This window comes from Lachnoanaerobaculum sp. (assembly GCF_057250505.1).
The window spans coordinates 1-25,580 of sequence record NZ_DBHIEQ010000016.1 but is presented as its reverse complement, the minus strand read 5'-3'; the positions used below and the strand labels follow the sequence as shown (position 1 = coordinate 25,580).

The 25,580-nt window shown below is 38.4% G+C and carries 24 protein-coding genes; 21 read left to right on the top strand and 3 right to left on the bottom strand.

Going from position 1 to position 25,580, the window contains the following annotated elements:
- From ACO6FI_RS08055 to ACO6FI_RS08040, 4 genes are all read left to right on the top strand, one after another.
- Positions 1 to 984, top strand: a 984-nt coding sequence (locus ACO6FI_RS08055) for a thiamine pyrophosphate-binding protein (protein WP_485456889.1), incomplete at its 5' end; no start/stop codon positions are given.
- A gap of 51 nt (positions 985 to 1,035) precedes the next feature.
- On the top strand, positions 1,036 to 2,118 hold the full coding sequence (gene serC / locus ACO6FI_RS08050; RefSeq protein ID WP_485456888.1) for a 3-phosphoserine/phosphohydroxythreonine transaminase: 1,083 nt from the start codon (positions 1,036 to 1,038) through the stop codon (positions 2,116 to 2,118).
- A 9-nt stretch (positions 2,119 to 2,127) separates the two neighbouring features.
- Positions 2,128 to 3,291 (top strand): phosphoglycerate dehydrogenase, encoded by a 1,164-nt coding sequence (locus ACO6FI_RS08045; protein WP_485456887.1) that lies wholly within the window; start codon positions 2,128 to 2,130, stop codon positions 3,289 to 3,291.
- Positions 3,292 to 3,304: 13 nt separating this feature from the next.
- The gene (locus tag ACO6FI_RS08040) at positions 3,305 to 3,832 is read left to right on the top strand and encodes a flavin reductase (protein ID WP_040461059.1); all 528 of its coding nucleotides are present in this window, start codon (positions 3,305 to 3,307) and stop codon (positions 3,830 to 3,832) included.
- A gap of 91 nt (positions 3,833 to 3,923) precedes the next feature.
- On the opposite strand, the gene ACO6FI_RS08035 is transcribed toward ACO6FI_RS08040, so the two are convergent.
- The gene (locus ACO6FI_RS08035) at positions 3,924 to 4,292 is read right to left on the bottom strand and encodes an EXLDI protein (protein WP_485456886.1); all 369 of its coding nucleotides are present in this window, start codon (positions 4,290 to 4,292) and stop codon (positions 3,924 to 3,926) included.
- 196 nt (positions 4,293 to 4,488) lie between these two features.
- Between ACO6FI_RS08035 and ACO6FI_RS08030 the strand changes: the two genes are divergently transcribed.
- From ACO6FI_RS08030 to ACO6FI_RS07990, 9 genes are all read left to right on the top strand, one after another.
- A complete protein-coding gene (locus ACO6FI_RS08030) occupies positions 4,489 to 5,715 on the top strand; it encodes a DUF1015 domain-containing protein (RefSeq protein WP_485456885.1) in 1,227 nt (408 codons plus the stop codon).
- On the top strand, positions 5,705 to 6,079 hold the full coding sequence (locus ACO6FI_RS08025; protein WP_485456884.1) for a M48 metallopeptidase family protein: 375 nt from the start codon (positions 5,705 to 5,707) through the stop codon (positions 6,077 to 6,079). The genes ACO6FI_RS08030 and ACO6FI_RS08025 overlap by 11 nt, the downstream gene beginning before the upstream one ends.
- 8 nt (positions 6,080 to 6,087) lie before the next feature.
- The gene (locus tag ACO6FI_RS08020; protein WP_485456883.1) at positions 6,088 to 6,615 is read left to right on the top strand and encodes an HAAS signaling domain-containing protein; all 528 of its coding nucleotides are present in this window, start codon (positions 6,088 to 6,090) and stop codon (positions 6,613 to 6,615) included.
- Between the two features lie 440 nt (positions 6,616 to 7,055).
- The gene (locus ACO6FI_RS08015) at positions 7,056 to 7,832 is read left to right on the top strand and encodes a C40 family peptidase (protein WP_485456882.1); all 777 of its coding nucleotides are present in this window, start codon (positions 7,056 to 7,058) and stop codon (positions 7,830 to 7,832) included.
- Between the two features lie 97 nt (positions 7,833 to 7,929).
- A complete protein-coding gene (locus ACO6FI_RS08010; protein WP_485456881.1) occupies positions 7,930 to 8,199 on the top strand; it encodes a BrnT family toxin in 270 nt (89 codons plus the stop codon).
- A complete protein-coding gene (locus tag ACO6FI_RS08005; protein WP_485456880.1) occupies positions 8,189 to 8,377 on the top strand; it encodes a hypothetical protein in 189 nt (62 codons plus the stop codon). The genes ACO6FI_RS08010 and ACO6FI_RS08005 overlap by 11 nt, the downstream gene beginning before the upstream one ends.
- Before the next feature lie 79 nt (positions 8,378 to 8,456).
- The gene (locus tag ACO6FI_RS08000) at positions 8,457 to 9,239 is read left to right on the top strand and encodes a GNAT family N-acetyltransferase (RefSeq protein WP_485456879.1); all 783 of its coding nucleotides are present in this window, start codon (positions 8,457 to 8,459) and stop codon (positions 9,237 to 9,239) included.
- Positions 9,240 to 9,307: 68 nt separating this feature from the next.
- Complete coding sequence (locus tag ACO6FI_RS07995) at positions 9,308 to 10,426, top strand: phosphoribosyltransferase domain-containing protein (protein WP_485456878.1); 1,119 nt, start codon at positions 9,308 to 9,310, stop codon at positions 10,424 to 10,426.
- On the top strand, positions 10,410 to 11,456 hold the full coding sequence (locus tag ACO6FI_RS07990) for a cysteine protease StiP family protein (RefSeq protein WP_485456877.1): 1,047 nt from the start codon (positions 10,410 to 10,412) through the stop codon (positions 11,454 to 11,456). The genes ACO6FI_RS07995 and ACO6FI_RS07990 overlap by 17 nt, the downstream gene beginning before the upstream one ends.
- Positions 11,457 to 11,524: 68 nt before the next feature.
- On the opposite strand, the gene ACO6FI_RS07985 is transcribed toward ACO6FI_RS07990, so the two are convergent.
- Positions 11,525 to 12,484 carry an HpcH/HpaI aldolase/citrate lyase family protein gene (locus ACO6FI_RS07985; RefSeq protein WP_485456876.1) on the bottom strand — a complete coding sequence of 320 codons (960 nt, stop codon included), beginning with the start codon at positions 12,482 to 12,484 and terminating at the stop codon, positions 11,525 to 11,527.
- A 176-nt stretch (positions 12,485 to 12,660) separates the two neighbouring features.
- On the opposite strand from ACO6FI_RS07985, the gene ACO6FI_RS07980 reads away from it, so the two are divergent.
- The 8 genes from ACO6FI_RS07980 to ACO6FI_RS07945 all read left to right on the top strand — a co-directional run bounded on the left by ACO6FI_RS07980 (position 12,661) and on the right by ACO6FI_RS07945 (position 24,379).
- Complete coding sequence (locus ACO6FI_RS07980) at positions 12,661 to 14,037, top strand: S1C family serine protease (RefSeq protein ID WP_485456875.1); 1,377 nt, start codon at positions 12,661 to 12,663, stop codon at positions 14,035 to 14,037.
- Positions 14,038 to 14,057: 20 nt separating this feature from the next.
- Positions 14,058 to 16,310 (top strand): YceG family protein, encoded by a 2,253-nt coding sequence (locus ACO6FI_RS07975; protein ID WP_485456874.1) that lies wholly within the window; start codon positions 14,058 to 14,060, stop codon positions 16,308 to 16,310.
- A gap of 56 nt (positions 16,311 to 16,366) precedes the next feature.
- On the top strand, positions 16,367 to 17,509 hold the full coding sequence (locus tag ACO6FI_RS07970) for a toxic anion resistance protein (protein ID WP_485456873.1): 1,143 nt from the start codon (positions 16,367 to 16,369) through the stop codon (positions 17,507 to 17,509).
- An 11-nt stretch (positions 17,510 to 17,520) separates the two neighbouring features.
- Entirely contained in the window at positions 17,521 to 18,102 is a 582-nt protein-coding gene (locus ACO6FI_RS07965) for a TerD family protein (RefSeq protein ID WP_485456872.1), read from the top strand.
- A gap of 22 nt (positions 18,103 to 18,124) precedes the next feature.
- Entirely contained in the window at positions 18,125 to 18,730 is a 606-nt protein-coding gene (locus tag ACO6FI_RS07960; protein ID WP_485456871.1) for a TerD family protein, read from the top strand.
- A 108-nt stretch (positions 18,731 to 18,838) separates the two neighbouring features.
- A complete protein-coding gene (locus ACO6FI_RS07955) occupies positions 18,839 to 21,508 on the top strand; it encodes a calcium-translocating P-type ATPase, PMCA-type (protein ID WP_485456870.1) in 2,670 nt (889 codons plus the stop codon).
- Positions 21,509 to 21,667: 159 nt separating this feature from the next.
- Positions 21,668 to 23,224 carry a ribonuclease Y gene (gene rny / locus ACO6FI_RS07950; RefSeq protein ID WP_288914809.1) on the top strand — a complete coding sequence of 519 codons (1,557 nt, stop codon included), beginning with the start codon at positions 21,668 to 21,670 and terminating at the stop codon, positions 23,222 to 23,224.
- Between the two features lie 177 nt (positions 23,225 to 23,401).
- Positions 23,402 to 24,379: a cell wall-binding protein gene (locus tag ACO6FI_RS07945; RefSeq protein ID WP_485456869.1), complete on the top strand. Its 978-nt coding sequence runs from the start codon at positions 23,402 to 23,404 to the stop codon at positions 24,377 to 24,379.
- A gap of 93 nt (positions 24,380 to 24,472) precedes the next feature.
- Here ACO6FI_RS07945 and ACO6FI_RS07940 read toward each other — a convergent pair.
- On the bottom strand, positions 24,473 to 25,580 hold a 1,108-nt coding region (locus tag ACO6FI_RS07940; RefSeq protein ID WP_485456868.1), incomplete at its 5' end, for a beta-galactosidase small subunit.

Genomic DNA, 25,580 nt, shown 5'->3' with positions numbered 1-25,580 from the left:
ACACTTATGGGTAAGGGGGCTTTTGACGGCTCTGACCCGAAATATACGGGAATGGTCGGAATGCACGGCAGCAAGACAAGTAACCTCGGAATAACAGAGTGCGATCTGCTTATTGTAATAGGTGCAAGATTCTCGGACAGAGTAATCGGTAATGCAAAGAAGTTTGCAAAAAATGCAAAGATTTTACATATAGATGTGGACGCGGCTGAAATCAGCAAGAATATCAAGGCACATTACAGCTTGGTAGGTGATGCAAGACTTATCTTAAGAAAGCTTAATTCAAGACTTGATCCGCTGCATCATGATGAGTGGATTGCACATATCGAAAGATTAAAGGATATGTATCCGATCAGAACAAACAAGCAGGGACTTACAGGCGAGTACATCATAGAGACTATAGATAAAAAGACAAAAGATGACACCATTATCTGTACAGAGGTAGGTCAGCATCAGATGTGGGCAGCACAGTTTTATAAGTTTACACATCCTAGAACACTTATAACATCAGGCGGACTCGGAACAATGGGCTACGGACTTGGAGCATCTATAGGTGCCAAGGTGGCAGAGCCTGATAAGACTGTAGTCAATATAGCGGGTGACGGTTGCTTCAGGATGAATATGAATGAGATAGCTACCGCTACAAGATATGATATACCGATTATACAGGTTGTTATCAACAACCACGTGCTTGGAATGGTAAGGCAGTGGCAGAATCTCTTCTACGGTAAGAGATATTCACAGACTGTATTAATAGATAAGGTCGATTTTGTAAAATTGGCTGAGGCTATGGGGGCAAGAGCAAAGAAAGTTACTACAAAAGAAGAGTTTGATGCAGCATTTGATGAGGCGCTTAAGTCAAATACCACTTTTGTTATCGACTGTGAGATTGATTCTGATGAGAAGGTATTTCCTATGGTATCACCGGGAGCTGCCATATCAGATGCATTTGATGAAAAAGATTTGAAATTACATCCGGTAAAATAATGCAAAGAATCTACCTTCGTAGGTTTTAATATAAGTTATAAGGAGATTATCATGGGAAGAGTTTATAATTTCAGTGCGGGTCCGGCAGTACTTCCGGAGGAAGTTTTAAAAGAGGCGGCTACAGAAATGCTTGATTATAAAGGCAGCGGAATGTCCGTTATGGAGATGAGTCACCGCTCCAAGGTATATGAAGAGATAATAGAAGAAGCCGAAAGAGATATCAGAGATTTGTTAAACATCCCTGATAATTATAAAGTGCTGTTTTTACAGGGTGGCGGACATACACAGTTTGCAATGGTTCCGATGAATCTTATGAAGAACAAGAAAGCTGACTATATCATCACAGGTCAGTGGGCAAAGAAGGCTTTTCAGGAAGCAAAGATGTATGGCGACGTAGTGGCTGTGGCATCAAGTGAGGATAAGACATTTTCATATATTCCGGACTGCTCTGATTTACCTATAAGAGAAGATGCGGACTATGTATATATCTGTGAGAACAATACAATCTATGGTACAAAGTTTAAGACATTGCCGAATACTAAGGGCAAGGACTTGGTGGCAGATGTGTCATCCTGCTTTTTGTCCGAGCCTATGGATGTGAACAAGTACGCTCTTATCTGGGGCGGTGTTCAAAAGAATATCGGACCTGCAGGAGTGGTAATCGCAATCATAAGAGATGATTTGGTGACTGATGATGTACTTGAGGGCACACCTTCAATGCTCAGATATAAAATCCATGCTGACAACAAGTCACTTTATAATACACCGCCTACATACAATATTTATATCTGCGGTAAGGTATTTAAGTGGATAAAATCACTTGGCGGACTTGATGCAATGAAGAAAAGAAATGAAGAAAAGGCAAAGATTTTATATGATTTTCTAGATTCATCTAAGATGTTTAAAGGCACTGTAAGAAAGGAAGACCGTTCACTTATGAACGTACCTTTTGTTACAGAAGATAAGGGGCTTGACGCCAAGTTTGTAAAAGAGGCTGAGGCAAACGGATTTGTAAACTTAAAGGGACACAGAAGTGTAGGCGGTATGAGAGCCAGTATCTATAACGCTATGCCTAAGGAAGGCGTAGAAAAGCTTGTTGAGTTTATGAAGAAGTTTGAACAGGAAAATGCATAAGGAGATATAATGAAAAAGATACATTGCCTAAACGCTATCGCAAGTGTGGGAACAGATATATTTGACGAAAACTATGATCTTACAGACAATATAAATGAGGCGGACGCAATCATGGTAAGGTCTGCAGCAATGGGAGATATGGAATTTTCAAAAAATCTCCTTGCAATTGCCAGAGCCGGTGCCGGTGTAAACAATATTCCGCTTGATAGATGTGCGGATGCCGGAATAGTGGTATTTAATACTCCGGGAGCAAATGCAAACGGTGTAAAGGAGCTTGTAATATGCGGAATGCTTTTGGCGGCCAGAGATGTAGTAGGCGGAATTGAGTGGACAAGAAGTATAAAAGATTCCGATACTATTTCAAAAGATGTGGAAAAGGGTAAGAAAAACTTTGCAGGCGGCGAGATTAAGGGCAAGAAACTTGGTGTAATAGGTCTTGGTGCAATAGGTGCCGAGGTTGCCAATGCGGCGGCATCACTTGGACTTGAAGTATTCGGCTATGACCCTTATATTTCAGTAAACTCGGCATGGAGGCTTTCAAGAAAGATAAAGCATATCACAGATATCAACGAGATCTTCAAAGATTGCGACTACATCACACTTCATGTACCGCTTACAAATGATAACAAAGGTATGATAGGCAAGGATTCCATAGCCGAGATGAAGGACGGGGTTGTTATCCTCAACTTTGCAAGAGATTTGCTGGTAGATGATGATGAGATGGAAAAGGCACTTGAAAGCGGCAAGGTGGCAAGGTATGTTACCGACTTCCCTAATACAAAGTCTGCAAAGATGGAAAAGGCGATAGTTATACCTCATCTCGGTGCATCTACTAAAGAGAGTGAGGACAATTGTGCAGTAATGGCTGCAAATGAGCTTGTGGATTACCTTGAAAACGGTAATATCAAAAACTCTGTGAATTTCCCAAGCTGTGATATGGGAGTATGTCAGGCTGAAGGAAGAGTTGCAATCCTTCATAAGAATATTCCGAATATGATCGGTCAGATCACATCTGCATTTGCAAAGAACGGCTACAATATTTCAGACCTTACAAACAAGTCAAAGGGTACAAAGGCATACACTCTTATAGATATAGAGAGTAAGGCAAGTGATAAACTTGTAGATGAATTAAACTCTATAGACGGAGTTTTAAAAGTAAGAGTCATAAAGTAATATGGAGGCGGATATGGAATTTAGAAAAAAAGAGTACGCTCCTTTTGATATTTTTGACAGTGACTGGGCGGCAATAACTGTAGGTAATAAGGAAAAATTTAATTCCTGCCTAGTTTCATGGGGAAGCCTTGGAAATATTTGGGGTGCACCGGGAAAAAGTAAGGCAACGGTGACATTATATATACACCCGTCAAGATATACGGCGCAGTTTATAGATGACAGTGAATATTTTACTGTAAGTTTTTTTGCACCTGAGTATAAAAAAGCACTTGCATACCTTGGAAGTCATTCAGGAAGAAATGAAAACAAAATAGAAAATGCCGGACTTACGGCAATCCCTATAGGTAAGACTATGGGATTTAAAGAGGCAAAGCAGACTTTTTTATGTAAAAAACTTTGTAAGCAACAGTTTGACAAAAACAGCTTGATACAGGAAATAAAAGACTACTATGAACTTTATCCTGATATCTATACCGACGGCCATGGAGGCTGGGAGCCGCATTTTATTCTGATAGGTGAAATAGAAGAAATCATAGAGTAATCAATAGACATTAAAGGGGATAAGCTCTTTATAAGAAGAACTTATCCCCTTTGTGTACAAAAAAATATTAAAATCTGAAACTGATAATATATTATATATCCAATTTCTCTACAATCTCTCCGGTTGCTTCTTTTAACATAATCTTTTCAACAACTCTTTCTCCCAGATAATGTGAAAATGAAGTCAAGTCTTTTGATACTTCAAATATAATATTAGGTTTGATACTGTTCGTATCAAAACTGAAATCATACTTATTTTTATCATTCCAATAATTCCAATTCACATCCGTTCTTTCATAGTAGACATAATTTTTCTTTTTAGTAATATAAACCCTTTTATTTGTAAGCGATTTTTTGTCTTCAGATATAAAGATATCTGAATATATCTTTATTCCGTCAAACAGCTTATATTCTTTGATTTTGTCATTTGAAACATTTAATTTTATCTCAGTATACTCCATAGTTCCACCTCTTTATTTTGCCGATACTACTTACGATATTATACTATTTACAAGTGTTTTTGTCTACTGTCAAAATTTTATCAGCACACAGGAATATATGACTTTACTTAAGTCCTTCATTATATAATATTGCTTGTTGTTACTACATTTGATAGAATACTCTGAAGAGATTTAATAAAAACTTAGGGAGAGACGGATGGCTATAGTAAAATCTTTTAAATGTGTAAGACCCTTGGATAGTATGGTAGAGCAGGTGGCATCATTGCCATATGATGTATATGACAGAAAAGAAGCAAAGGCGGCTGTAGCAGGCAAACCGTATGCCTTTTTAAATATTGACAGACCGGAGACGGCATTTGAAGATGACTTTGATATGTACTCAAAAGAGGCTTATACGCATGCAAGAGATTTGTACAATGAGTTCAAAGATAAGGGCATATATGAAGAAGATGTCTGTGACAGCTATTATTTGTATGAGCTTACAATGAACGGAAGAAGTCAGATAGGTATAGTGGGGCTTGCAAGTGTAGACGACTATTTGAACAATATTATAAAGAAGCATGAGAATACCAGAGAAGAAAAAGAAATTGACAGGATAAATCATGTGGATACATTGAATGCACAGACAGGACCTATATTCTTGGCATACAAAGCAAATGACGCTTTACAAAAGATAATCTCACAAAATACTCTAAATGTACCGCTTTATGACTTTGTATGTGATGATGATGTAAGACATAGAGTGTGGAAAGTTGAAAAAGAGTACAATAAACAGATAGCTGAATGTTTTGAGAATATATCGGCACTGTATATTGCGGACGGACATCACAGAGCGGCTTCCGCCGTGAAAGTGGCATTAAAGAGAAGACAAAAATATAATGATAAGAATGCCGAGTACAACTACTTTTTATCTGTAATATTTGACGAGAGACAGCTGCATATCCTTCCGTACAACAGAATAGTCTTAGATTTGAACTTAAAGAGTGAGGATGAGGTACTTGAAAGTATTTCAAAAGACTTTGATATAAAAGAATGCTCTGTGCAAAAAGAGATTACAAACAGACATGAGTTCGGTATGCTGCTTGAAGATAAGTTCTATATTCTTAAGGCTAAGAAAGAGATTATAGCAGACGATACTATAAAGAGTCTGGATGTATCCATATTACAGGATTTTGTGCTTGAACCGATATTTGGTATAAAGGATCCGAGAACGGATAACAGAATAAAGTTTGCAGGCGGTATAAGAGGTGTGGGGTTTTTAGAGAGTGAGCTTAAGTGCGGAAGAGGAAAAGTTGCATTTTTGATGCATCCGACTTCTATGAATGAGCTTTTTGCGGTGGCGGATGAAAACAAGCTGATGCCGCCGAAGTCTACATGGTTTGAGCCTAAGTTAAGAAGCGGAATCTTTATTCATGAAATATGATGAAAATTTTCATATTATTTTGCCTGTAGATAAGTATGAAAGTATGGTAGAATTTTGGTTACATTCTGACGGAGGCAAGATATTTAAAAAGAGGCTTAATGATTTTGCAAAGCGGATGAATGTTCACTTCAATATGGTCAGGATAAAGAATGTAAAGACTATATGGGGAAGTTGTTCTTCAAAGAAAAATTTGAATTTCAATTTCAAGCTGTTTTTCCTGCCTGAAAGATTGATAGATTATGTATGTGTACATGAGCTTGCACATTTAAAACAGATGAACCATTCCAAAGCTTTTTGGGATGAAGTGGCAAAACAGATACCTGACTATAGGCAAAGAAGAGAAGAGTTGAAAAGATATATTTAGGAGGATAAATGACAAAGGAAGAGTTCCTTGAAGGACTGAAAAGAGCCTTATTTTCGACAGGTTCACAGTCTCTTATAGAATATAATTTAGACTACTATTCCTCATATATTGACGGAGAGATTGCAAAGGGAAGAAGCATGGATGATGTCATGAATGAACTTGGTGACCCGAGGCTTATCGCCAATTCAATAAAAGTGGCTGAAGGTTACAGTGATGTATTTGTAGGACTTGAGGATGAAGTAATTGACGGAAATGCCGGCGACTACAAAGAAAATTCGAATTTTGAATTTAACACTAAAGGCTTTGATAAAGATTACGGGGAAAGCCACGAAGAAAACAGTGCTTTCAAAATCTATAACATGACCGGCAAGAGTCTGATACTTCCTTTAATTATTGCGTTGGCGGTGCTTATACTTGTAGTGGTGGTGATAGTGGCCGTATTTTCATTTTTGGCACCTGTACTCTTGCCGATAATAGCTGTGCTTATAGCGTTAGGAATTATAAAAGGAATTATAGATAATAAAAATAGGCACTAAATTGTTACAAAATTGTTACGTAATTTAACAATTCAAAGATTTCAAGGCCATAAATTCAGGCTGTAAATAGGTATACGTAATGCTTTTACAGTGGATAAAAGACAAAAATATTGTGATTTTATTTCAGTGCAGTATATAGTTATTTACGAGTTTGATTGATATGTGTAGATATTGAATTGGTCTTTTTAGAATAAAAATTGTGAGAAATTAACAATAAAGGGTGTAAATATCGTCAGTTGATGGTATTTATACCTTTTTTTCTATGAAAAACATATATGGAAAAAATAATTTAAATTACATATAAAAAGCTTGACATATGGATGGTGTAAGTTTATACTATGTTTTGTAACAATTACTTAACAAACATAAAGGTTTGTAATTATTAGAGATTTTAATACCGACTTAAGTCGGTTTACCATAAAAGGAATAAGGAGCCTAAAATGAATAACACAAGAAAACTTTTAATCGGAATACTTTCAGCGATGACCATAACTACTCTGTCACCTGCTACAGCTTTTGCAACAACAAGAGTAAGAAAGATTACTTATCAGTACGGACAGAGCATTATGAGCGGTCCTGCACTTAAGAGCGGTACATATATAGCAACAGTTGAAGTGGGCTCACTTGATATCTACAAGAGTATGACATCAAATGAAACAATCGGTAAGGCAAGCAAGGGAGATGTATTCCAGATACTTGAAGATATGGGTAGCGGTTATGCAAGGGTTTCTTACAACGATGTTGAAGGATATATGTCAATAAAGACGGGCGATGCTTCTATAGAGGAACTTGAATCTGTGGAGGCTGCGGCAGCTTCAGCTACACAGAAGATAATGGAGACAAAGTCTGCAAACAAGAGAGAAGAGATTGCAAATTTTGCTAAGAGTTTCATAGGCGGAAGATATATATATGGCGGTACAAACCCTTATATCGGGGCTGATTGTTCAGGTTTTGTAAAGTATATCTTGGCAAATGCGGCAGGTGTAGGTCTTCCAAGAACATCTTCAGAGCAGTCTACAAGAGGTACTACAGTAGCAAGTGCGGACCAGCTACAGCCCGGAGATCTTATTTTCTACGGTTCAGGCAGATCTGTAAGCCATGTTGCTATGTATATAGGCGACGGAAAGATAGTACATGCTTCATCTGCAAGAACAGGAATCAAGATTTCAAATTATAATTACAGACCTATCATTCGTATGGCAAATGTTATAGGTTAATATTTCACCCCTCGTATGAGGGGGATTTTTTATATATTGAAAATTAAGACATAAAAAATTATAATTAAATCAGAAATACATTATTGTGGAGGGGGATATGCTATTTGAGTGGGATGAAGAAAAAGCAAAAATCAATAAAGTTAAGCATGGAATTTCCTTTGAAACAGCCACAATGGTATTTATGGATGAGGAACGAATAGAGTACTATGATGAAGAGCATAGTGAAATGGAAGACAGATATATAACGATCGGCTTTGCAGGAGATGTATTGTTGGTAGTTTATACATATAGAGACCCTAAGATTCGTTTGATATCAGCCAGGATCGCAAATGAGCGAGAAAGGAAAAGGTATAAAGATGGCTATTAAAACATATGTACTTAATGAAGAAACAAAATTGACAACAGAACAGATGAAAGAAGTAGAGGACGCAAAGAAAAGTCCTATTTTATATGATGAAGACAGTCCTGAACTTTCAGATGAAGAGTTGAATAGATTTGTGAGAGTGTCAAAGATTCATAAGGAAGAATTTAAACAAAGAGCATAGTTTTTTATTGTAGTATAAACCCATTCTTTGTGTTAAACTATGTTTATAAAGAAAAAAAGATTAGACGAGGAAGGGTATTATGGTTGAACTTGGTTTGAAGGAAAGGGAAGGTCTGGCGGAGTTGGCGACAGACGATATCTTAGTTAGACAGGCGCTTGACGGAAAATGTGGAAGAGTCTGGGTACCTGCTACAGGTGCAGCTTCATACTGTGTTATAAAAATATACCACTATATGTATATATTGGGAGTTACTCCGAAGAAAGACAGAGCTGTATCTTTGTGGGGAACTATAGCAAGACAGGGAGAAGGATCATATATTATCCCGACTTCAGAGTCCTGGATAGACTGGCTTGTTGAGAATATAGATTGCAGATACAGAAATTTTTCAAGATATCTGTTACAATTTAAAGGTATAAAAAACAGAGAACTGTTGATAGAGTTAAACGGTGCATTGGAAGAAGGACTTACTATAGATAAAGTTAAGCCTGAGGAATATGAAGCTCTATCAAACGATATGTGGAGCGAAGACTTCTCAGCCTGCTTTGAAAACGGTGAGGACTTTAAGAAGGATGCACTTGGATATATGGTATACAAAGACACTGAAACTGTAAGCGGATGTATGGGCAGAGTATACAGTGATGATTTTATGGAACTTGTATTTGCTACCAATCCTGAATACAGGAGAAGGAATCTTGCTCTTACAGCCGCATCCAATGTGTCATTTAATCTTGAAGACAATAAGATAAATCCATATGTGGATGTGAGAAATCAACATTCGGTGGAGCTTGCTTCAAGGGTCGGATTTGAATTTATAAAGGAGTACCAGGTATTCCAGATTTATAATTCGGACGATGAGATTTGAATTTAATATAGGGGTGGCGAAAGTCACCCCTATATTTATGTTGATGAATATTTACACAGGTGGGATAAATGAATAAGATAAGCCTTGCAAAACGCCTCAACAATAATAAAAGAGGATATTTGATAATCAATGCCGATCAGGGTAAACACAGACCTGCATTGGTTGAAGATGTTGAAAATGAGTATGATACACTTGCAAAATTTTCAAAAAACATATTAAAGAATGCACTTGTTATAGGTTTTGCTGAAACTGCAATAGCTATAGGAGCAACTCTGGCAAGCAGTGCCGGAGCCTATTTTATGCAGACAACCAGAGAAAACATATGTGATGATAACGAGTACATATATTTTACAGAGGCACACAGCCACGCCACGGAACAAAGAATTGTACTTGTCGATATGAAAGAAATCTATGAAAAGGTTGATAGAATTGTATTTGTAGAAGATGAGATAACTACAGGCAATACAATATGGCACTGTATAGAGGAGATAGAGAGCATATTTAAGGGGGGAAAAAAATATGCAATAGCACCGCTTACAAATACACTCTCAAAAGAGAGAAAAAAGTTTTTCGAAGAGAGAAATGTAGAGATTGTCTATATACGAGATATAAATAAAGAAAGCTTTGAAGCCGATGTGCTTGATACAGTCACAGACGGAGATGTATCTAGAATAGAAAATGCACAAAAAGAAGATAATATAAAATATATCGATTTTAAAACAGATATAAGAACAAGAAGACTGTTAAATATAAAAGATCTTGATAATGAAATACTGAGATTGGAAGAGTACCTGGAAAAAAATATAGATATAAAGACTTTGATAAAGAATAAAAATACCGTTACGGTGCTTGGAACCGAAGAGTTCATATATGTACCTCTTAAGTTGGCACAGTACATATATGAGAATGCAGATAAGCTAAGTAAGGTCTATGTACATTCTTCCACCAGAAGTCCTATTGAAGTGTCAAAGACAAAGGATTATCCTCTGCATACAAGATATGAGGTGGAGAGTATCTATGACAAAAACAGACAGACATATATCTATGATCTTAAGAAGAGTGATATATTCTTTTTAGTCAGTGACGGCAAAGATAAGAACGGTGAAAATGATATATTAAAGGCAATAAAACTTGCCGGCAATAAAAATATATATTTTATCAGGTGGGATAATGAACAGCAGTTATAAAAAAGAGGATGTAATATTCCTTTTAAAGGATGTTACAGGAATGGTGGAACCTCTGCCAAGCAAGGAGAGAGAAAAACTTATACAGTCGGGAATGCATTACAGCGAAATGCTTCCGATAGAATATATTCCGAGTAAGGAATATATGGACATATACTTTGATTCGTTACAAATCTTCGGGCAGGCTATGGCGGATGCGCTGGGCTCACTTGCGGACAAGATAGTGAAAAGTCGCGGAAAAAATATTGTGCTTGTATCGCTTGCAAGGGCGGGTACTCCTATAGGAATACTTTTAAAAAGATATATAAACCTGAAGTACAATATGGATTTGCCGCATTATTCCGTATCCATAATAAGAGACAGAGGTATTGACGACAATGCTATGAAGTATATTTTAAAGCACCATCCTGCAAAGGATATACTTTTTGTAGACGGGTGGATAGGAAAGGGTGCAATACTTAAGGAATTAAGGAAGGCAACCGCAAACTATGAAGGCGTTTCGTCTGAACTTGCGGTGGTATGTGACCCGGCAGGTGAGACCGTACTTACGGGAACCTACAGTGATATATTTATTCCAAGCTCGGCACTCAATGCTACGGTATGCGGTCTGGTAAGCAGGACATTTTTAAGAAGTGATATAATAGGTGAAAATGATTTCCATGGAGCTCTGTATTATAAGGAATATAAAAATCAGGATTTAAGTTATCATTTCATAGACGAGATACAAAAACTTTTCAGAACTCATAAAGATAATACGAATATGCCGAAGACAAAAGGAAGCACTGAGGCACAAAATCAGGCAAAGAGATTCGGTATAGAGGATATAAACTTTATAAAGCCCGGTATAGGAGAGACTACAAGAGTTTTATTAAGAAGAGTGCCGTGGAAAGTTCTTATAGATGAAAGATATAAAGATGACAAGGAGCTTCGACATATAGTCAGGCTGGCAAAAGAAAAAGATAGTGAAATAGAGTATACAAGATTAAACAATTATAAATGCATGGGTATTATAAAAAAGATGAAAGACATATAAAATACTTTAAAAGGGAGATGTGAAAAAACTCAATCGATTTTTTTCACATCCCCTTTTAAATCAATATTTCAATATTTCTTTACGCCGAAGTACTTTGCAAGGAATATAATCTGCATTGCCCAGCTGTAGTGTATTTTCGGTTCATTCATTCTGGTGTCGTTTACATTGGCACAGACCTGATATATCTTCTTATCATCCAGCACATTCTGTGCATCGTCATAGTCAATACTTGACACCTTGTAAGCATCGTTGACAATGGAAATCTGCTTAGGATGTACTACAGTCTTACCTATAAAACCGTTCATTTTATCAAACTCAATTTCTTTTAAAAGTCCCTCTTCCCAACCTATGCCTGCATAATATTCAAAAGCGGGAGCACATAATATATAGTCGGTGGCAAATACCGTTACGATGTCGGCTAACAGTGAAGCCACAGGAGAACTCTGATAAATATTTTCGTCAACTCTTCTTCTTACACAAAAAGAGTTGAGTACGCTGCCCGTTGCAACAAGTACATTGAGTACATAGTCCTCATATGTGGCAAGTTTTTCTTTGATAGAATACAGGTCGATATATCTGCTTTTCAAGTCAAGAAGCGCTATGCCGTCAAGCTCGGGTAGAATATATACAGGGGTGGAAAGTACAGAGTTGATACGCTGCATTTCATAGATATACACATCCGCATTCGATACGGAAAAGTCAGGCAGTATAAATCCGGTGATAAGATCAAGTAAGCTTCCGAACTTCTTGTAAAGATGTGCGATATGTGCTGTCGAAAGGACTCTTATAAAGAGCTTGGGTATATAGAAATTTCTCTCTTTCTTTGCAACAAAGAGCTTGTCCAAAGTCTTTATAAGGACATTCTCGGCCTTGTCGGCTTCAGCATCATTGCTTGTCGTATCAAATGAAAATGCTAAAGAAAACGGAATATTAAATTTTTCAAATATTATATCGTCAATAATATTTGTATTGTCGGAGGCAGTGTAAAGCAATGCACCCAAGCTATAGTAAATACCGGAATCTTTCATAGTCTTCCCCTGTCAAAAAATATAAAATTACAAATGAGCTTAAGATTGCAAGGATAAAATGACCGCTTATTTCGTTTGCGGTCTTTTATACGGGGCATCTTGAATATAGGCTTATTATTGGTATAATTATAGCATAGAAAAGTTATAAAACAAAGAAAGAATTCAATGGAGTAAATATGTTTAAGTACAGGTTGAATCCTATAAATATAAACAGCTATATGGAGTTCGGCATGATAAGAGGCAGCAAAAACAGCGATATAAGAAACACTTATGCTGTCAAATTCAGCGGGGCGTCTGAAGGTAGTGGGAATGAAATAAATGACCTTCTAAAATATTTGTCAAAGGAGATGAGAGAGGGAAAAATATATTATAAATATATTGATTCACTTCAGATAAACAGCGATTGCATGAGCATAAAAACGGCTTATGAAAACTTTGTAAACACCGGTCATATAGATATTTTAAAGGCAAATATCTCAGAGTGCGAACTTGTAGTTGCAATGAAAGAAATTGAGAATCTGCTGCACAAATATAAGAAGAATCTGACAGATACAATACAAAAAAATATAATGGTAAAGCTTTTGTATTGGTTATGTGAAAACTTTTCAGATGTAAAAACTGACGGAGATAAGAATATAAAGGTGGTGGCAAAAAATATAGATAAGGAGTCTGAAATCTATTTTTTTGTGTTCTTGAATCTGCTTGGAATGGATATTTGCCTTTTACAGTACTCAAAAGATACCGATATACTGAAGGATTATTTTTACACTAAGAGAATGGGAGATTTTATTGAGGATAAGTTAGTGATAAAACCTTATGAAACACCTGAGAGTATAGAAAATAAAGTTATTAAAAAGATCCCAAAAGTACAGGGTAGAGAAGATGGCAGAGTGAGAATAAGCCTTGCGTCAATAAGAAGAAAGACGGCGGTATCCTCTACAGGCACAAATATGCCGAGGTCGGGTATAAAGACAGACAGAGAGCTTAGCTATATTGAGCTTGCAAAACTCTCAACCTCCATTGTAATGATTGCTATATATGACAACAGACAAAAGATGCTTGGCACAGGTTCAGGTATCATGATCGGAAAAGACGGCTTCATACTGACAAACAACCATGTAATCAGAGGCGGTTACTATTTTGAAGTAAGAATTGAAGATGACGAGAGGATTTATAAAACCGATGAGGTGATAAAGTATAATCAATATCTTGACCTTGCCATAATAAGGATACCAAGAGTACTTGAGCCCCTCAGACTTTTTGACGGAAGAGAGAAACTTGTAAGAGGGCAAAAAGTGGTGGCTATAGGCAGCCCGCTGGGACTTTTCAATTCGGTTTCGGACGGAATAATATCAGGTTTTAGAAATATCGACAATGTGGATATGATACAGTTCAGCGCACCGACATCGCCCGGTTCATCAGGCGGTGCAGTCTTAAATATGTTTGGAGAGGTAATAGGAATAAGCACGGCAGGATTTAGTGAAGGACAAAATATAAATTTGGCGGTGCCGTATGATGCTATATACGGATTTGCAAAAAGTTTTATCAGATAATACTTGAAAGGGGATAATATATGCTGTTGCATCAAAAGATAAAAGAACTTGATGATTTTTTCAAAAGACTTAGTATGAGAAAGCCCAGAGGAGTCTACTTTTACAGGATAAACTCATATGATGAAACAATACTTGAATTTATCAGAAAATACTATGAATTGGCTAAAAAGGACGGAGCAATAATTGACACACATATTGAAAATCCGACAGCGGACAATATCTCGTATTTTAATGAGATTATAGGTGACAGATATGTACACGGTCCGGGCTTTATAGCGGATGCCCTTAAGAGGTGGCTTCCAAGAATCAGAGACTATGAGAGAGCGTCTATGGCTGACGGTATCTTTGATACTTTGGAGGTATTAAGGCGTCAAGGCAAGAATATAGAGATATTGAAAAACAACTTCACAAGAATAATGTGTTGGCTTTACTATAACTTTTATAACATTATGGAAAGGCTTGGAAGTGAGGATATACCTAAGATTATTTTCTGGGGTAATGTGAACTTCTCGGAGCTTTCCACATTAAATATATTATCAAATGCAGGTGCGGATATTATACTCTTGCAACCCGGAGGTGACTCACAGTATTTGTCAATAGACCCGAAGTCGCAGTTTTCCATTGATTTAAAGATGGGGAGTGAGGGATTTCCGCCGGGATTTAATCTGGATTGGCTTCTTAAGCTGTATGAGGATGATAAGAACAAAAAGATGCTCTACAGCGGCAATGTAAATATAAAGCCGAATACCAACGCGTGGCTTAGCGGCGATATCTTTGAGGATTTGAAGAATATAAAAAGAGGTGAGAACACAGCCTTTTTTTACAATATGTTTGTAAGGATAAACGGTTGTGACGACAGAAACAATTATACCAATGAGCTCTACCTTCTGTATCAGGATTTGAAGAGGGCAAACAGAAAAGTGCAGGTGATAAACAACAATATCACAAATCCGAGTGTGGATGAGATAGCCAAGATAAAAAGGGGCAATTATGCTAATGAAAATCAACTTATACTTGACCTTAAAACCAATATCAAGTTCACAAACAACGTGTTTTTAGATGTTGCAAGAGATGCATTTGTAGATACTATGATTGAGACAAGTAAGCTTATGAATATGGATCTTAACAAGATGATGAATAAGGGCATATATATACTCTGTTGGATTAACAGATATATTGTGGAGCTTATGAACGGTATGGATATACATTCACCTACACCGATACTTATATACTTCGGAAGTGCGGAGAGTGATACGGAATGCCTGTTTTTAAAGATGGTATCCAAACTGCCGATAGATGTTGTGATATTCAACCCTGAAAAGCAAAAAGACAAGCTTGAAGATAAGAACCTTTATGATATACAGTTTGAAGAGACCTTGAAAATAAGAGAGTTCCCGACAGACAGCGTAGGACTCAGTATAAGTACGACCGCACGTAATGCGGAAAGAGATTTGGACAGTATGATGTATTCGGATACGGGAATGTATCGAGATATGCAGTTTACAAAGGCAAATGTAATAATATTGTCCACCACCTATGAGGAGATAGCAATTTATTGGAAACAGGACGCCAGATTCAGACCGAACTTCTCCACAGTGGACAATGTGGTAAATATTCCTGTGATATGTGCAAAGGCCTCGGGTGTACCGAATTCGGATATAGATGCATATTTTGGTAAGATAAAGGATCTTTTGACAGATACCACACTCTTATACAAGAATGAGAATATCTACAAGGGCAATGTAAGCGTTGCTGCAGGTGTGACCTCATTTTATAAGAATAACAGGCTTGATAAGGAAGCTATAAAAAAATGGAACGGTTTCAAATATGATTATTTAAGAGCGGAGACTCAGGATTACATTTTGGATAAGTTGTCGGAGCTTTTAAAGAGCAAGGTGATAGTCGGAACAGGGCAAAACGGAGCGGAATATAAGATTATTACAATTGTTTTAGACTTACCTAAGGAAATTTTAAGATTTATACAGAGCTTTGATTTTACAAAATGCCCGCCAAAGCTTATAATAGTAAATACAACGGAGAGTATAATTTCGTTGGAGGATAGTATAATTGTTGCCTTTTTAAATCTGATAGGTTTCGATATATTGTTTTTTGTACCTACAGGATACGACAATACCGGTAAATATTTCAACAATCAGATAGTAAAGGAACATATAATAGGTAATTATCTTTATGATGTGGCCATACCTGATTTCAGTAGGCTGAAGTCCGGCAATAATAAGAAAAAATCATTTTTTGCCAGACTTTTTGGTTAATAAAACTATAGGCCTCTGTGTCTGCGGTTTTTAAAGCACAGAGCAAGGAGGAAAAAATGGGACTTGATTTTTCAAAAGCAAAACAGAGTGAAGCAAGCGTAGTGACAGATACCGCTGTAGAGGGTGAGACATTACCGGCTACAACTCAGACATTTGATATTGCGGTAGAGTCTGAGAAACTAAGAAACGATTTGGTAAATTCTGCAGAGGTGGATGCACTTGTAAGCAAGATAGAACTTGACAATCTTGACAGTATCGTAACCTTTGGAGGAGAGGTAGCCACTGAGATATCCAAGTCGTCGGATTTGGTACTTAACAGTATGAATATCTCTCAGATTGAAGAGACATCCAAGATGCTCGGTGTACTTTCCAATATCATGAGCAAATTCGATATCGAAGAGATTAAGCAGGATCCGGGTCTTTTCGACAAGCTCTTCGGAGGTATCAAAAAGCAGCTTGATAAGATAATGGCAAAGTATCAGACCATGGGCGGAGAGATTGACAAGATATACGTGGAACTTAAAGGCTATGAGGGTGAAATCAAAGAGACCAATAAAAAGCTGAACACAATGTTTGATTCAAATGTCAACTATTACCATGATCTGCTTAAGTATATTTTGGCAGGTGAGCAGGGTTGTAAAGAGCTTGAATCGGCTATCGCGGACAGAACCGCAGAGATGGAGCGTACAGGCGATAAGTCCATACAGTTTGAGCTTACCACTCTTAACAATGCTCTTATGATGCTTGAGCAAAGAACACAGGACCTTAGAGTAGCCGAGAATGTGGCTATGCAGACAATTCCTATGTTAAAGACAATGGAGTTCAGCAATATAAACCTGATAAGAAAGATAAATTCGGCTTTCATTATCACATTGCCTATATTTAAGCAGAGTCTTGCACAGGCTATCATGTTAAAGAGACAGAGATTGCAGGCTGAAGCGTTATCAGAGCTTGATAAGAAGACAAATGAGATGATTTTAAAGAATGCAACCAATACTGTTGAGCAGGCAAAGCTTACGGCACAGATGGCTTCAGGCAGTTCAATAAAAGTGGATACTCTTGAGAAGTCTTGGAGAACTATTGTAAACGGTATCGAAGAGACAAAGAGAATACAGGATGACGCCAGAAGACAGAGAGCTGAAGACAAGGTAAAACTTGAAAATATTAAAAATGAATTTTATAAAAAATTCGGTGTATAAAGGAGGATTTTATGCCAATCAATTTATCAAAAGGACAGAAGGTAGATTTAACAAAGACAAATCCGGGATTGAAAAAAGTTATAGTAGGTCTTGGATGGGATGTAAATGCATTTGACTCAGGTGCGGATTTCGACCTTGATGCTGCTGCATTTATGGTAGGAGCCAACGGTAAATGTCCAAGTGAAAAGGACTTTATCTTCTACGGCAATTTAAAGCATCCGTCAGAGAGCGTTGAGCATATGGGAGACAATCTTACAGGTGAAGGTGACGGAGACGATGAGCAGATAAAAATCGACCTTTCAAAGGTACCTGCAAATATCGAAAAGATTGCATTCACCGTAACAATCTATGATGCCGAGTCAAGAAGACAGAACTTCGGTCAGGTATCAAACGCATATATCAGAATCGTGGATGAGGTGACAAATACCGAGATTATCAGATTTGACCTCGGTGAGGACTTCTCTATTGAGACTGCAGTAGTGGTAGGTGAGTTATATAAGCACAACGGCGAGTGGAAGTTCAATGCTATTGGTAGCGGTTTCGGTGGCGGGCTTGCGGCACTTTGCAATCACTACGGAATAGAAGTAGCGTAGGCTAAAGAGACTAGGAGGTTTTATGTCTATCAGTTTACAAAAGGGACAAAAGGTAAGTCTTACAAAGGAAAATGCAGGACTTAAAAAAATTGTAGTCGGTCTTGGTTGGGATGAGGCCAAAAAGGGCGGCGGATTCCTGTCATCACTGTTTGGAAGTTCAGGCGGTGAAAGCAATATCGACTGTGACGCATCTGCATTCCTTTTGCAGAACGGCAAACTTGTATATAAGGATGATGTTGTATACTACGGCAATCTTCGCCACAAATCAGGTACGGTTATCCATATGGGAGACAACCTGACAGGTGCAGGTGAAGGAGATGACGAGCAGATTACAATAGATCTTGCAAACGTTCCTGCAGAGTACGACAGAATAGTTATTGTTGTGAATATTTATCAGGCTGTACAAAGACGTCAGGAGTTCGGCATGATAAGAAACGCATTTATCAGACTTGTAGATGCTTCAAACAATAAAGAGATACTTAAGTACAATCTTACAGAGAACTATGCAGGTATGACCGCTATGATTTTCGGTGAAGTGTACAGACACAACGGAGAGTGGAAGTTCTCGGCTGTGGGACAGGGCACTACAGATGCAAGCCTCGGAGAGATTGCAAACAGGTATTTATAATACTTTTATACTTTTAATTATTGCTAAACTATTGTAAAATAGTGTAGGTAATATAAATTAAGGGAGAGAGCTTTTGCTTTCTCCTAAAACTTTGAAAGAGGAAAATATATGAAATTTACCGGTTTGACTGAGAAAGAAGTAGAGCAGTCAAGACAGAAAAACGGCTCAAATGTTATTCCAGATTCCGAACCTACCACTTTTTGGCAGGAATTTAAGGAGACATTTAATGACCCTATGATAAGAATACTGCTTGCCATTGCAGTGCTTATGATAATCATGTTCTTTATGGGATATGCGGAGATTTATGAGCCTCTTGGTACTATTGTTGCAGTAATCATAGTGGCTTTTGTGTCTGCAAAGACGGGTGTGGCCAGCGATACCAAGTATCGTGAGTTAAAGGACAACACAAAGAAGGATACCTGTAAGGTCTACAGAAACGGTGTTGTAACCATTATTGATGTGGATGACGTGGTAGTGGGAGACATGGTGCTCTTACAGTCCGGAGATAAGATACCTGCCGACGGTATTCTTATAGACGGTGATTTGAGAGTGGATAACTCGGCACTTAACGGTGAGGCTGAAGAGTGTAAAAAGACCGCTGCGGATGAGTCCTTTGAACTGAAGGAAGATATCACAGGTGATACCTTCGTAGATGCACATTCACTTTTCAGGGGTGCGGTAGTATTTGACGGCGAGGGTGTTTTAGCTGTAAAGAGAGTCGGACTTAAGTCGATGATGGGTAAGATGGCTCTTGAGATGAATGAGGAAGATCCTGATTCACCGCTTAAGGTGAAGCTTGGAAAACTTGCACATCAGATATCAATATTCGGATATGTGGGAGCTACGGTTATTGCGATACTTTATATTGCATACTTTATAGTAAGAGCGGGAGGATTCGTTCCCTATTTCGGACTTGGAATAGAGCATATAGCACAGGATGTTATAAAGGCTGTTACACTTGCAATAGTTATTATAGTATGTGCGGTACCTGAGGGATTGCCGCTGATGATTTCACTTGTACTTATGCAAAATACCAGCAGGATGCTTGACCATAATGTCCTTGTAAGAAAGGCTGAAGGTATCGAGACTGCAGGTTCACTGAACATACTCTTCAGTGATAAGACGGGTACTATTACAAAGGGAAGCCTTGAAGTTGTGGATTTCTTTACAGCGGACGGTAACTCAATAGAGATTAAAGAACTGAGCAAGCACAGCAAGGTAAAAGGTCTTGTAGATATTGCAATCGGTAAGAATACACAGTCACTCTTTGACGACAGAGGTGTTGTAATCGGAGGTAACGCGACAGACCAGGCGCTTATGAAGTTTATCGGAAAAGATACTTTTAACACGCTTTCAGACAATAAGGATTTGGTAGTGGGAGCACATCAGGGCTTCAACTCTACAAATAAGTTCAGTCAGGCAAGGATAGATTCACTTGATAAGACTTTCTATAAGGGCGCACCTGAGAGACTGCTTGCAAAGGCAAAAAAGTATCTTGATGAGAACGGTGAAGTAAAGACTATTGATAAGGCTGTACTTGACAGAAAGATTGATGAGCTTGCAGCAAGAGCTATGAGAGTTTTGGCATTCGGATATTCACAAAAGCCGCTTACACAAAATTCTATCAACGACGATGTGGTAATCATCGGCCTTGTAGGTATCAGAGATGATGTCAGAGCCGAGGCAAAGGATGCTATCGCGGAAGTTATGGGAGCGGGTATCCAAGTTGTAATGATTACAGGTGACAGACTTGAGACTGCGGTAGCTATCGCAAAGGATGCAGGTCTTATAAAGAATACTTCAGACAGAGCACTTTCATCGGCCGAGTTAAATGAGATGAGCGATGATGAAGTAAAGAAGCTTATCCCGCATATCAGAGTTATTGCCAGAGCACTTCCTACAGATAAGTCAAGAATGGTAAGGCTTTGTCAGGAGATGAACCTTGTTGTAGGTATGACAGGAGACGGTGTAAACGACTCACCTGCACTTAAGAGAGCTGATGTCGGATTTGCTATGGGTAACGGTACTGAGGCTGCAAAGGAAGCCGGTGAGATAGTAATACTTGACGACAACTTCAGATCTATAAAGGATGCCATACTCTACGGTAGAACCATCTATCACAATATACTTAAGTTTTGTAAGTTCCAGCTTGTTATCAATGTAACAGCTGTTATAGTAAGTGCCATCGCTCCTTTCTTTGGAGTGGAAGAACCGCTGAAGGTAACTCACCTTCTGTTTGTAAACCTTGTAATGGACGGTCTCGGAGCTATAATGCTCGGTAATGAGCCGGCTAAGGAAAGCTACATGATGGAAAAGCCTAGAAGAAGAGATGAAAACATCATCAGCAGGAACATGGCCGTTCAGATTCTTACTATGGGACTTTGGCTTACAATCGTAAGCTTTATATACCTTAAGACACCGTTCTTTATGAATCTTTTCGGCGAAAATATGGATGAATTACTTACAGGATACTTTGTACTGTTTATAGCAAGTGCACTGTTTAACGGCTTCAATGTAAGAGATGAAGGCTTCGGTATTTTCAACGGATTGAAGGAAAATCCGGGATTTTTGAAAGTGTTCTTTGCCATCATCATAGTACAGGCATTGATAGTAAATTCAGGTTTAATACCTCTTGCACCTTTCCAATTTATAGGAAAGATGTTCAGTTGTGTACCTTTCGGCATACAGGGCTGGATTGTGGTATTCATATTGGCGTTCACAATGATACCGGTAGATCTTCTTAGAAAAGTTGTAATGGGAACATATAAGAATGCCTAATAATAAAGAGCTGTCGCATATTGCGGCGGCTTTTTTTGATTGAAATAAAGTATTTGAAGTGTTTTGTATACAATCCTTACCAACTTTACTTTTTGTTCATTTTTTGTTAAAATTAAAATGTTGTTTTGAACAATGAAAATTGAATAAGGAGGTGCTTTTATGTCACAACTGGGAAGTATAATAATAGCGGTAATACTCAGTGTAGTTGTTGTGGCGCCTCTAAGTTGGAGTTTAGCGATTGCTCATCGTAAAAAGTCATATGAAGATAAAATCGGATCAGCAGAGATTAAATCCAGAGAAATAATAGAGGAAGCCTTAAAAACAGCCGAAACAAAAAAACGTGAAGCTCTCTTGGAAGCAAAAGAAGAGTCAATAAAGACAAAAAATGAGCTTGATAGAGAGGTGAAGGAGAGAAGGGCGGAGTTAGCCCGCTATGAAAAGAGAGTACTTAGCAAAGAAGAGAACTTGGATAAGAAGCAGGATTTACTTGAAAAGAAGGAAGAGAGCGTTCTTGCAAGAGAGGAAAGTATACTTTCAAGAAGCAAGGAAGTAGAGTCCCTATATGATAAGGGAATAGCGGAGCTTGAGAGAATATCCGGACTCACAAGCGATCAGGCTAAGGAATTCTTATTGCAATCAGTTGAAGATGAAGTGAAACATGACAAGGCGAAGCTTATCAAAGAGCTTGAAAATGCCGCAAAGGATGAAGCCGATAAAAAGGCTAAGGAATATGTGGTAACTGCAATTCAAAGATGTGCAGCGGACCATGTAGCGGAAACTACAGTTTCAGTAGTGGCGTTGCCGAATGACGACATGAAGGGAAGGATTATAGGACGCGAGGGTAGAAATATACGTACACTCGAGCAGCTTACAGGAGTAGAGCTTATAATAGACGATACACCTGAGGCGGTAGTTTTATCCTGTTTTGATCCTGTAAGAAGAGAAGTAGCAAGGGTAGCGCTTGAGAAGTTGATTGTCGACGGTCGTATCCATCCGGCAAGAATTGAAGAGATGGTGGACAGGGCGAAAAAAGAAGTTGACGGCATTATGAGAGAAGAGGGTGAGAATGCCGCACTTGAAGTGGGAGTGCACGGTATACATCCTGAACTTATCAAGCTACTGGGAAGAATGAAATTCAGAACCAGCTACGGACAGAATGCTTTGAAGCATTCTATAGAGGTGGCACAGTTAGCAGGACTTTTAGCAGCAGAGGTTGGAGTGGATATTAGACTGGCAAAGAGAGCCGGTTTACTACATGATATTGGAAAAGCCATCGACCATGAAGTGGAAGGTTCACATGTACAGATTGGTGTGGAACTTTGTAAGAAATACAAAGAACATCCGGTTGTAATCAATTCTGTCGAATCACATCATGGAGATGTTGATCCGGAGTCACTTATAGCTTGTCTGGTACAGGCGGCAGATACGATATCGGCAGCCAGACCGGGTGCAAGAAGAGAGACCTTGGAGACATATACTAACAGATTGAGTCAGCTTGAGGAAATTACAACTTCATTTGACGGAGTGGAGAAATCATTTGCTATACAGGCAGGTCGTGAGGTAAGAATCATGGTACTACCTGAGAAGGTAAGTGATGACGATATGGTTATATTGGCCAGAAACATCTCAAAGAGAATAGAAGAAGAGATGCAGTATCCGGGACAAATCAAAGTAAACGTAATCAGAGAATCAAGAGTGGCAGATGTTGCAAGATAACAATGAGGACGACGGCGAAATGCTGTCGTCTTTTTTAATAGAGAATTTTATGGACTGTGTGATTGTAACCTTTTAGTAAGGCTTTTAAGGAAAATTCATATAATAGTAATTGACTGAAACCATAAATTAGTATTTAATAGTAGGAAAAGAGTATTTTATTTGAGTGAAAGGATATATATGAATAATTTTGAAAAGAAATTTGCAATAGCGGCGATAATGGGAATAATGAGTTTGGCGGCTTCTATGACGGCATTTGCGGCATCAGGAATAAAGTCTGTAAAGATAAATATAAAGTCGGATGCAATCACTGTAGGGAAGGCAAGGAATATAGATGATGTTACTGTAAGCACATCAGGAAGCAACTACAGTATAGACAGCGTAGATTTTTTGGATATGGGTACAGTTTGGGAGATTACAGATGTTCCGAAGATTACAGTGCATTTGTCGGCAGATGACAAATATTACTTCAGCGTATATAAGGCTGAGGATTTTAAGATAACAGGCGGAGAGCTTATAGAGGCAAGAAGAGAGAATACTTCAAATGATTTGTACGTGGATATTCAGTTGCCGGCACTTACCAATCAGGTTTCACCTATAGAGAGCGTCACTTTGAACAACTCGGGACAGGCTACATGGACTGCATCACAGGGAGCTTCAGGCTATCAGGTAAAGCTTGTCAGAGATAATACATCTACAATAGGCGGTGTACAGAACTTTACAACAAACAGTGCAAACTTAAAGTATCTTTTGAACAGACAGGGTACATATGTACTTAAGGTTCGTGCTCTAAGCAGCGATGCACAAAAGAACGGCCCTTGGGTAACATCAAATACCATAACGGTAAGTCAGGCCGAGGCTGCAAGAAACTACAATGAGAGTCAGAGTCAGGCATCACAGGGCGGTACATGGCAGCACAATAATACAGGTTGGTGGTACACATTGGCTGACGGAAGCTATGTAACATCTTCATGGAGACAGATAAACGGTGAGTGGTATTACTTCAATGCCGACGGATATATGCTTGTAGGATGGCAGCAGATAGGCGGTAACTGGTACTATATGGATTTAAATACCGGAAAGATGCTATCAAACGCTACAACACCTGACGGATACTATGTAGGAGCTTCAGGCATATACAGTGCAAACGGGAAATAATATATAGTTAAGTCATATTCTCATAAAAAAGGTCTAAGACCGTCGCAAATAATATGTGATGTCTAAGACCTTTTTATTGTATTATTTAATGTGTCAGATTCCCTTTATAACATAGCTGAATTTTAATGTACCGTCACCCTTCAGCAAATATTCATCAAGTGTAGGCGCGCCCCATGTGTCATCGCCGCCGATACCCATCTGAGAAAAGTTGATACGAAGTACGGTCTTTGTAACAGGAGGCAGTTCAAAGTCATGTCTTGCCTCTTCAAGTTCACTTGGAGTGTAGCAAAGAGCGGATACATTGATACAGTCGCCTGCAACCAAAAGTCCGCGGCCTTTCTTGTCTGTAAGCTTGGCAAAACGTACCAAAGACTTGTTGCCGCTTTCCTGTGGTGAAAGGTACTTTGCAAGCTGCTCACTTACTTTGCCGCTGTAGAAATCAATCTTTGCACCTACAAGCCTGTCGGAATAAGTTTCCATAGGACCTGCACCGTACCATGATATATTCTCATACTCAGGCTTTAACTTAAATAAAGTACCGAACTCAGGAAGATCATACTTGCCCGAGACAGGAGTGTACTCCGTATTTACTCTGATACTGCCGTCACCGTAGACATGATATGTGAGGCTCAGTTTATCACTGCTCTCAGGCAGTGCATAATCATATGCTACGGAGACATAGGATTCGTGTTCCTCTATAACCGGTCTGAAAGCCCCCCAATATGTACTGTCGGCCTTCGGCATCCTTGTAGTAGCATAAAGTGAAGCAATCTTATACTTGGCATATCTGAAAGGCATGTTGTTGCCGTAGTCGTTGTCTGTAGGGGCTCTCCAAAAGTTCGGTCTTGGAACAGCCTTAAGAAGCTCTTTTCCCGCATATCTGTAAGAAACTGGTCCACCGAAGTTTTGTGAGAAGAGCACTTCAAAGTTCTCGCCCCTAACACCGAAATTACTTATGCCCATAATAAGTTTATAAGGTCTTTTTTCGAGCAGAGGAGTATCACATATAAGCTTATTGTCAGGAGCCTTTAAAAGAGCGTCAAATATCTGCATATTTTCTCTTACTGCAACCTCGCTGAATGATACCTCGCCTAAGTTATAAACAGTTTCAACATTAAAGACTGCCTTCACACCTACGATAAGCTCGTCAGAGTATATATCAAACAGACTCTTAACCTTTTCTTTTATATTCAGGTTGTAG

Coding starts and splice junctions, on each gene's coding strand:
- ACO6FI_RS08040 (WP_040461059.1), top strand. CDS start 3,305: ATGGAATTTAGAAAAAAAGAGTACGCTCCTTTTGATATTTTTGACAGT.
- ACO6FI_RS07960 (WP_485456871.1), top strand. CDS start 18,125: ATGTCTATCAGTTTACAAAAGGGACAAAAGGTAAGTCTTACAAAGGAA.
- ACO6FI_RS08015 (WP_485456882.1), top strand. CDS start 7,056: ATGAATAACACAAGAAAACTTTTAATCGGAATACTTTCAGCGATGACC.
- serC (WP_485456888.1), top strand. CDS start 1,036: ATGGGAAGAGTTTATAATTTCAGTGCGGGTCCGGCAGTACTTCCGGAG.
- ACO6FI_RS08025 (WP_485456884.1), top strand. CDS start 5,705: ATGAAATATGATGAAAATTTTCATATTATTTTGCCTGTAGATAAGTAT.
- ACO6FI_RS08000 (WP_485456879.1), top strand. CDS start 8,457: ATGGTTGAACTTGGTTTGAAGGAAAGGGAAGGTCTGGCGGAGTTGGCG.
- ACO6FI_RS07985 (WP_485456876.1), bottom strand. CDS start 12,484: ATGAAAGATTCCGGTATTTACTATAGCTTGGGTGCATTGCTTTACACT.
- ACO6FI_RS07965 (WP_485456872.1), top strand. CDS start 17,521: ATGCCAATCAATTTATCAAAAGGACAGAAGGTAGATTTAACAAAGACA.
- ACO6FI_RS07945 (WP_485456869.1), top strand. CDS start 23,402: ATGAATAATTTTGAAAAGAAATTTGCAATAGCGGCGATAATGGGAATA.
- ACO6FI_RS08030 (WP_485456885.1), top strand. CDS start 4,489: ATGGCTATAGTAAAATCTTTTAAATGTGTAAGACCCTTGGATAGTATG.
- ACO6FI_RS07970 (WP_485456873.1), top strand. CDS start 16,367: ATGGGACTTGATTTTTCAAAAGCAAAACAGAGTGAAGCAAGCGTAGTG.
- ACO6FI_RS08045 (WP_485456887.1), top strand. CDS start 2,128: ATGAAAAAGATACATTGCCTAAACGCTATCGCAAGTGTGGGAACAGAT.
- ACO6FI_RS08005 (WP_485456880.1), top strand. CDS start 8,189: ATGGCTATTAAAACATATGTACTTAATGAAGAAACAAAATTGACAACA.
- ACO6FI_RS07980 (WP_485456875.1), top strand. CDS start 12,661: ATGTTTAAGTACAGGTTGAATCCTATAAATATAAACAGCTATATGGAG.
- rny (WP_288914809.1), top strand. CDS start 21,668: ATGTCACAACTGGGAAGTATAATAATAGCGGTAATACTCAGTGTAGTT.
- ACO6FI_RS07975 (WP_485456874.1), top strand. CDS start 14,058: ATGCTGTTGCATCAAAAGATAAAAGAACTTGATGATTTTTTCAAAAGA.
- ACO6FI_RS08010 (WP_485456881.1), top strand. CDS start 7,930: ATGCTATTTGAGTGGGATGAAGAAAAAGCAAAAATCAATAAAGTTAAG.
- ACO6FI_RS08035 (WP_485456886.1), bottom strand. CDS start 4,292: ATGGAGTATACTGAGATAAAATTAAATGTTTCAAATGACAAAATCAAA.
- ACO6FI_RS07955 (WP_485456870.1), top strand. CDS start 18,839: ATGAAATTTACCGGTTTGACTGAGAAAGAAGTAGAGCAGTCAAGACAG.
- ACO6FI_RS07990 (WP_485456877.1), top strand. CDS start 10,410: ATGAACAGCAGTTATAAAAAAGAGGATGTAATATTCCTTTTAAAGGAT.
- ACO6FI_RS08020 (WP_485456883.1), top strand. CDS start 6,088: ATGACAAAGGAAGAGTTCCTTGAAGGACTGAAAAGAGCCTTATTTTCG.
- ACO6FI_RS07995 (WP_485456878.1), top strand. CDS start 9,308: ATGAATAAGATAAGCCTTGCAAAACGCCTCAACAATAATAAAAGAGGA.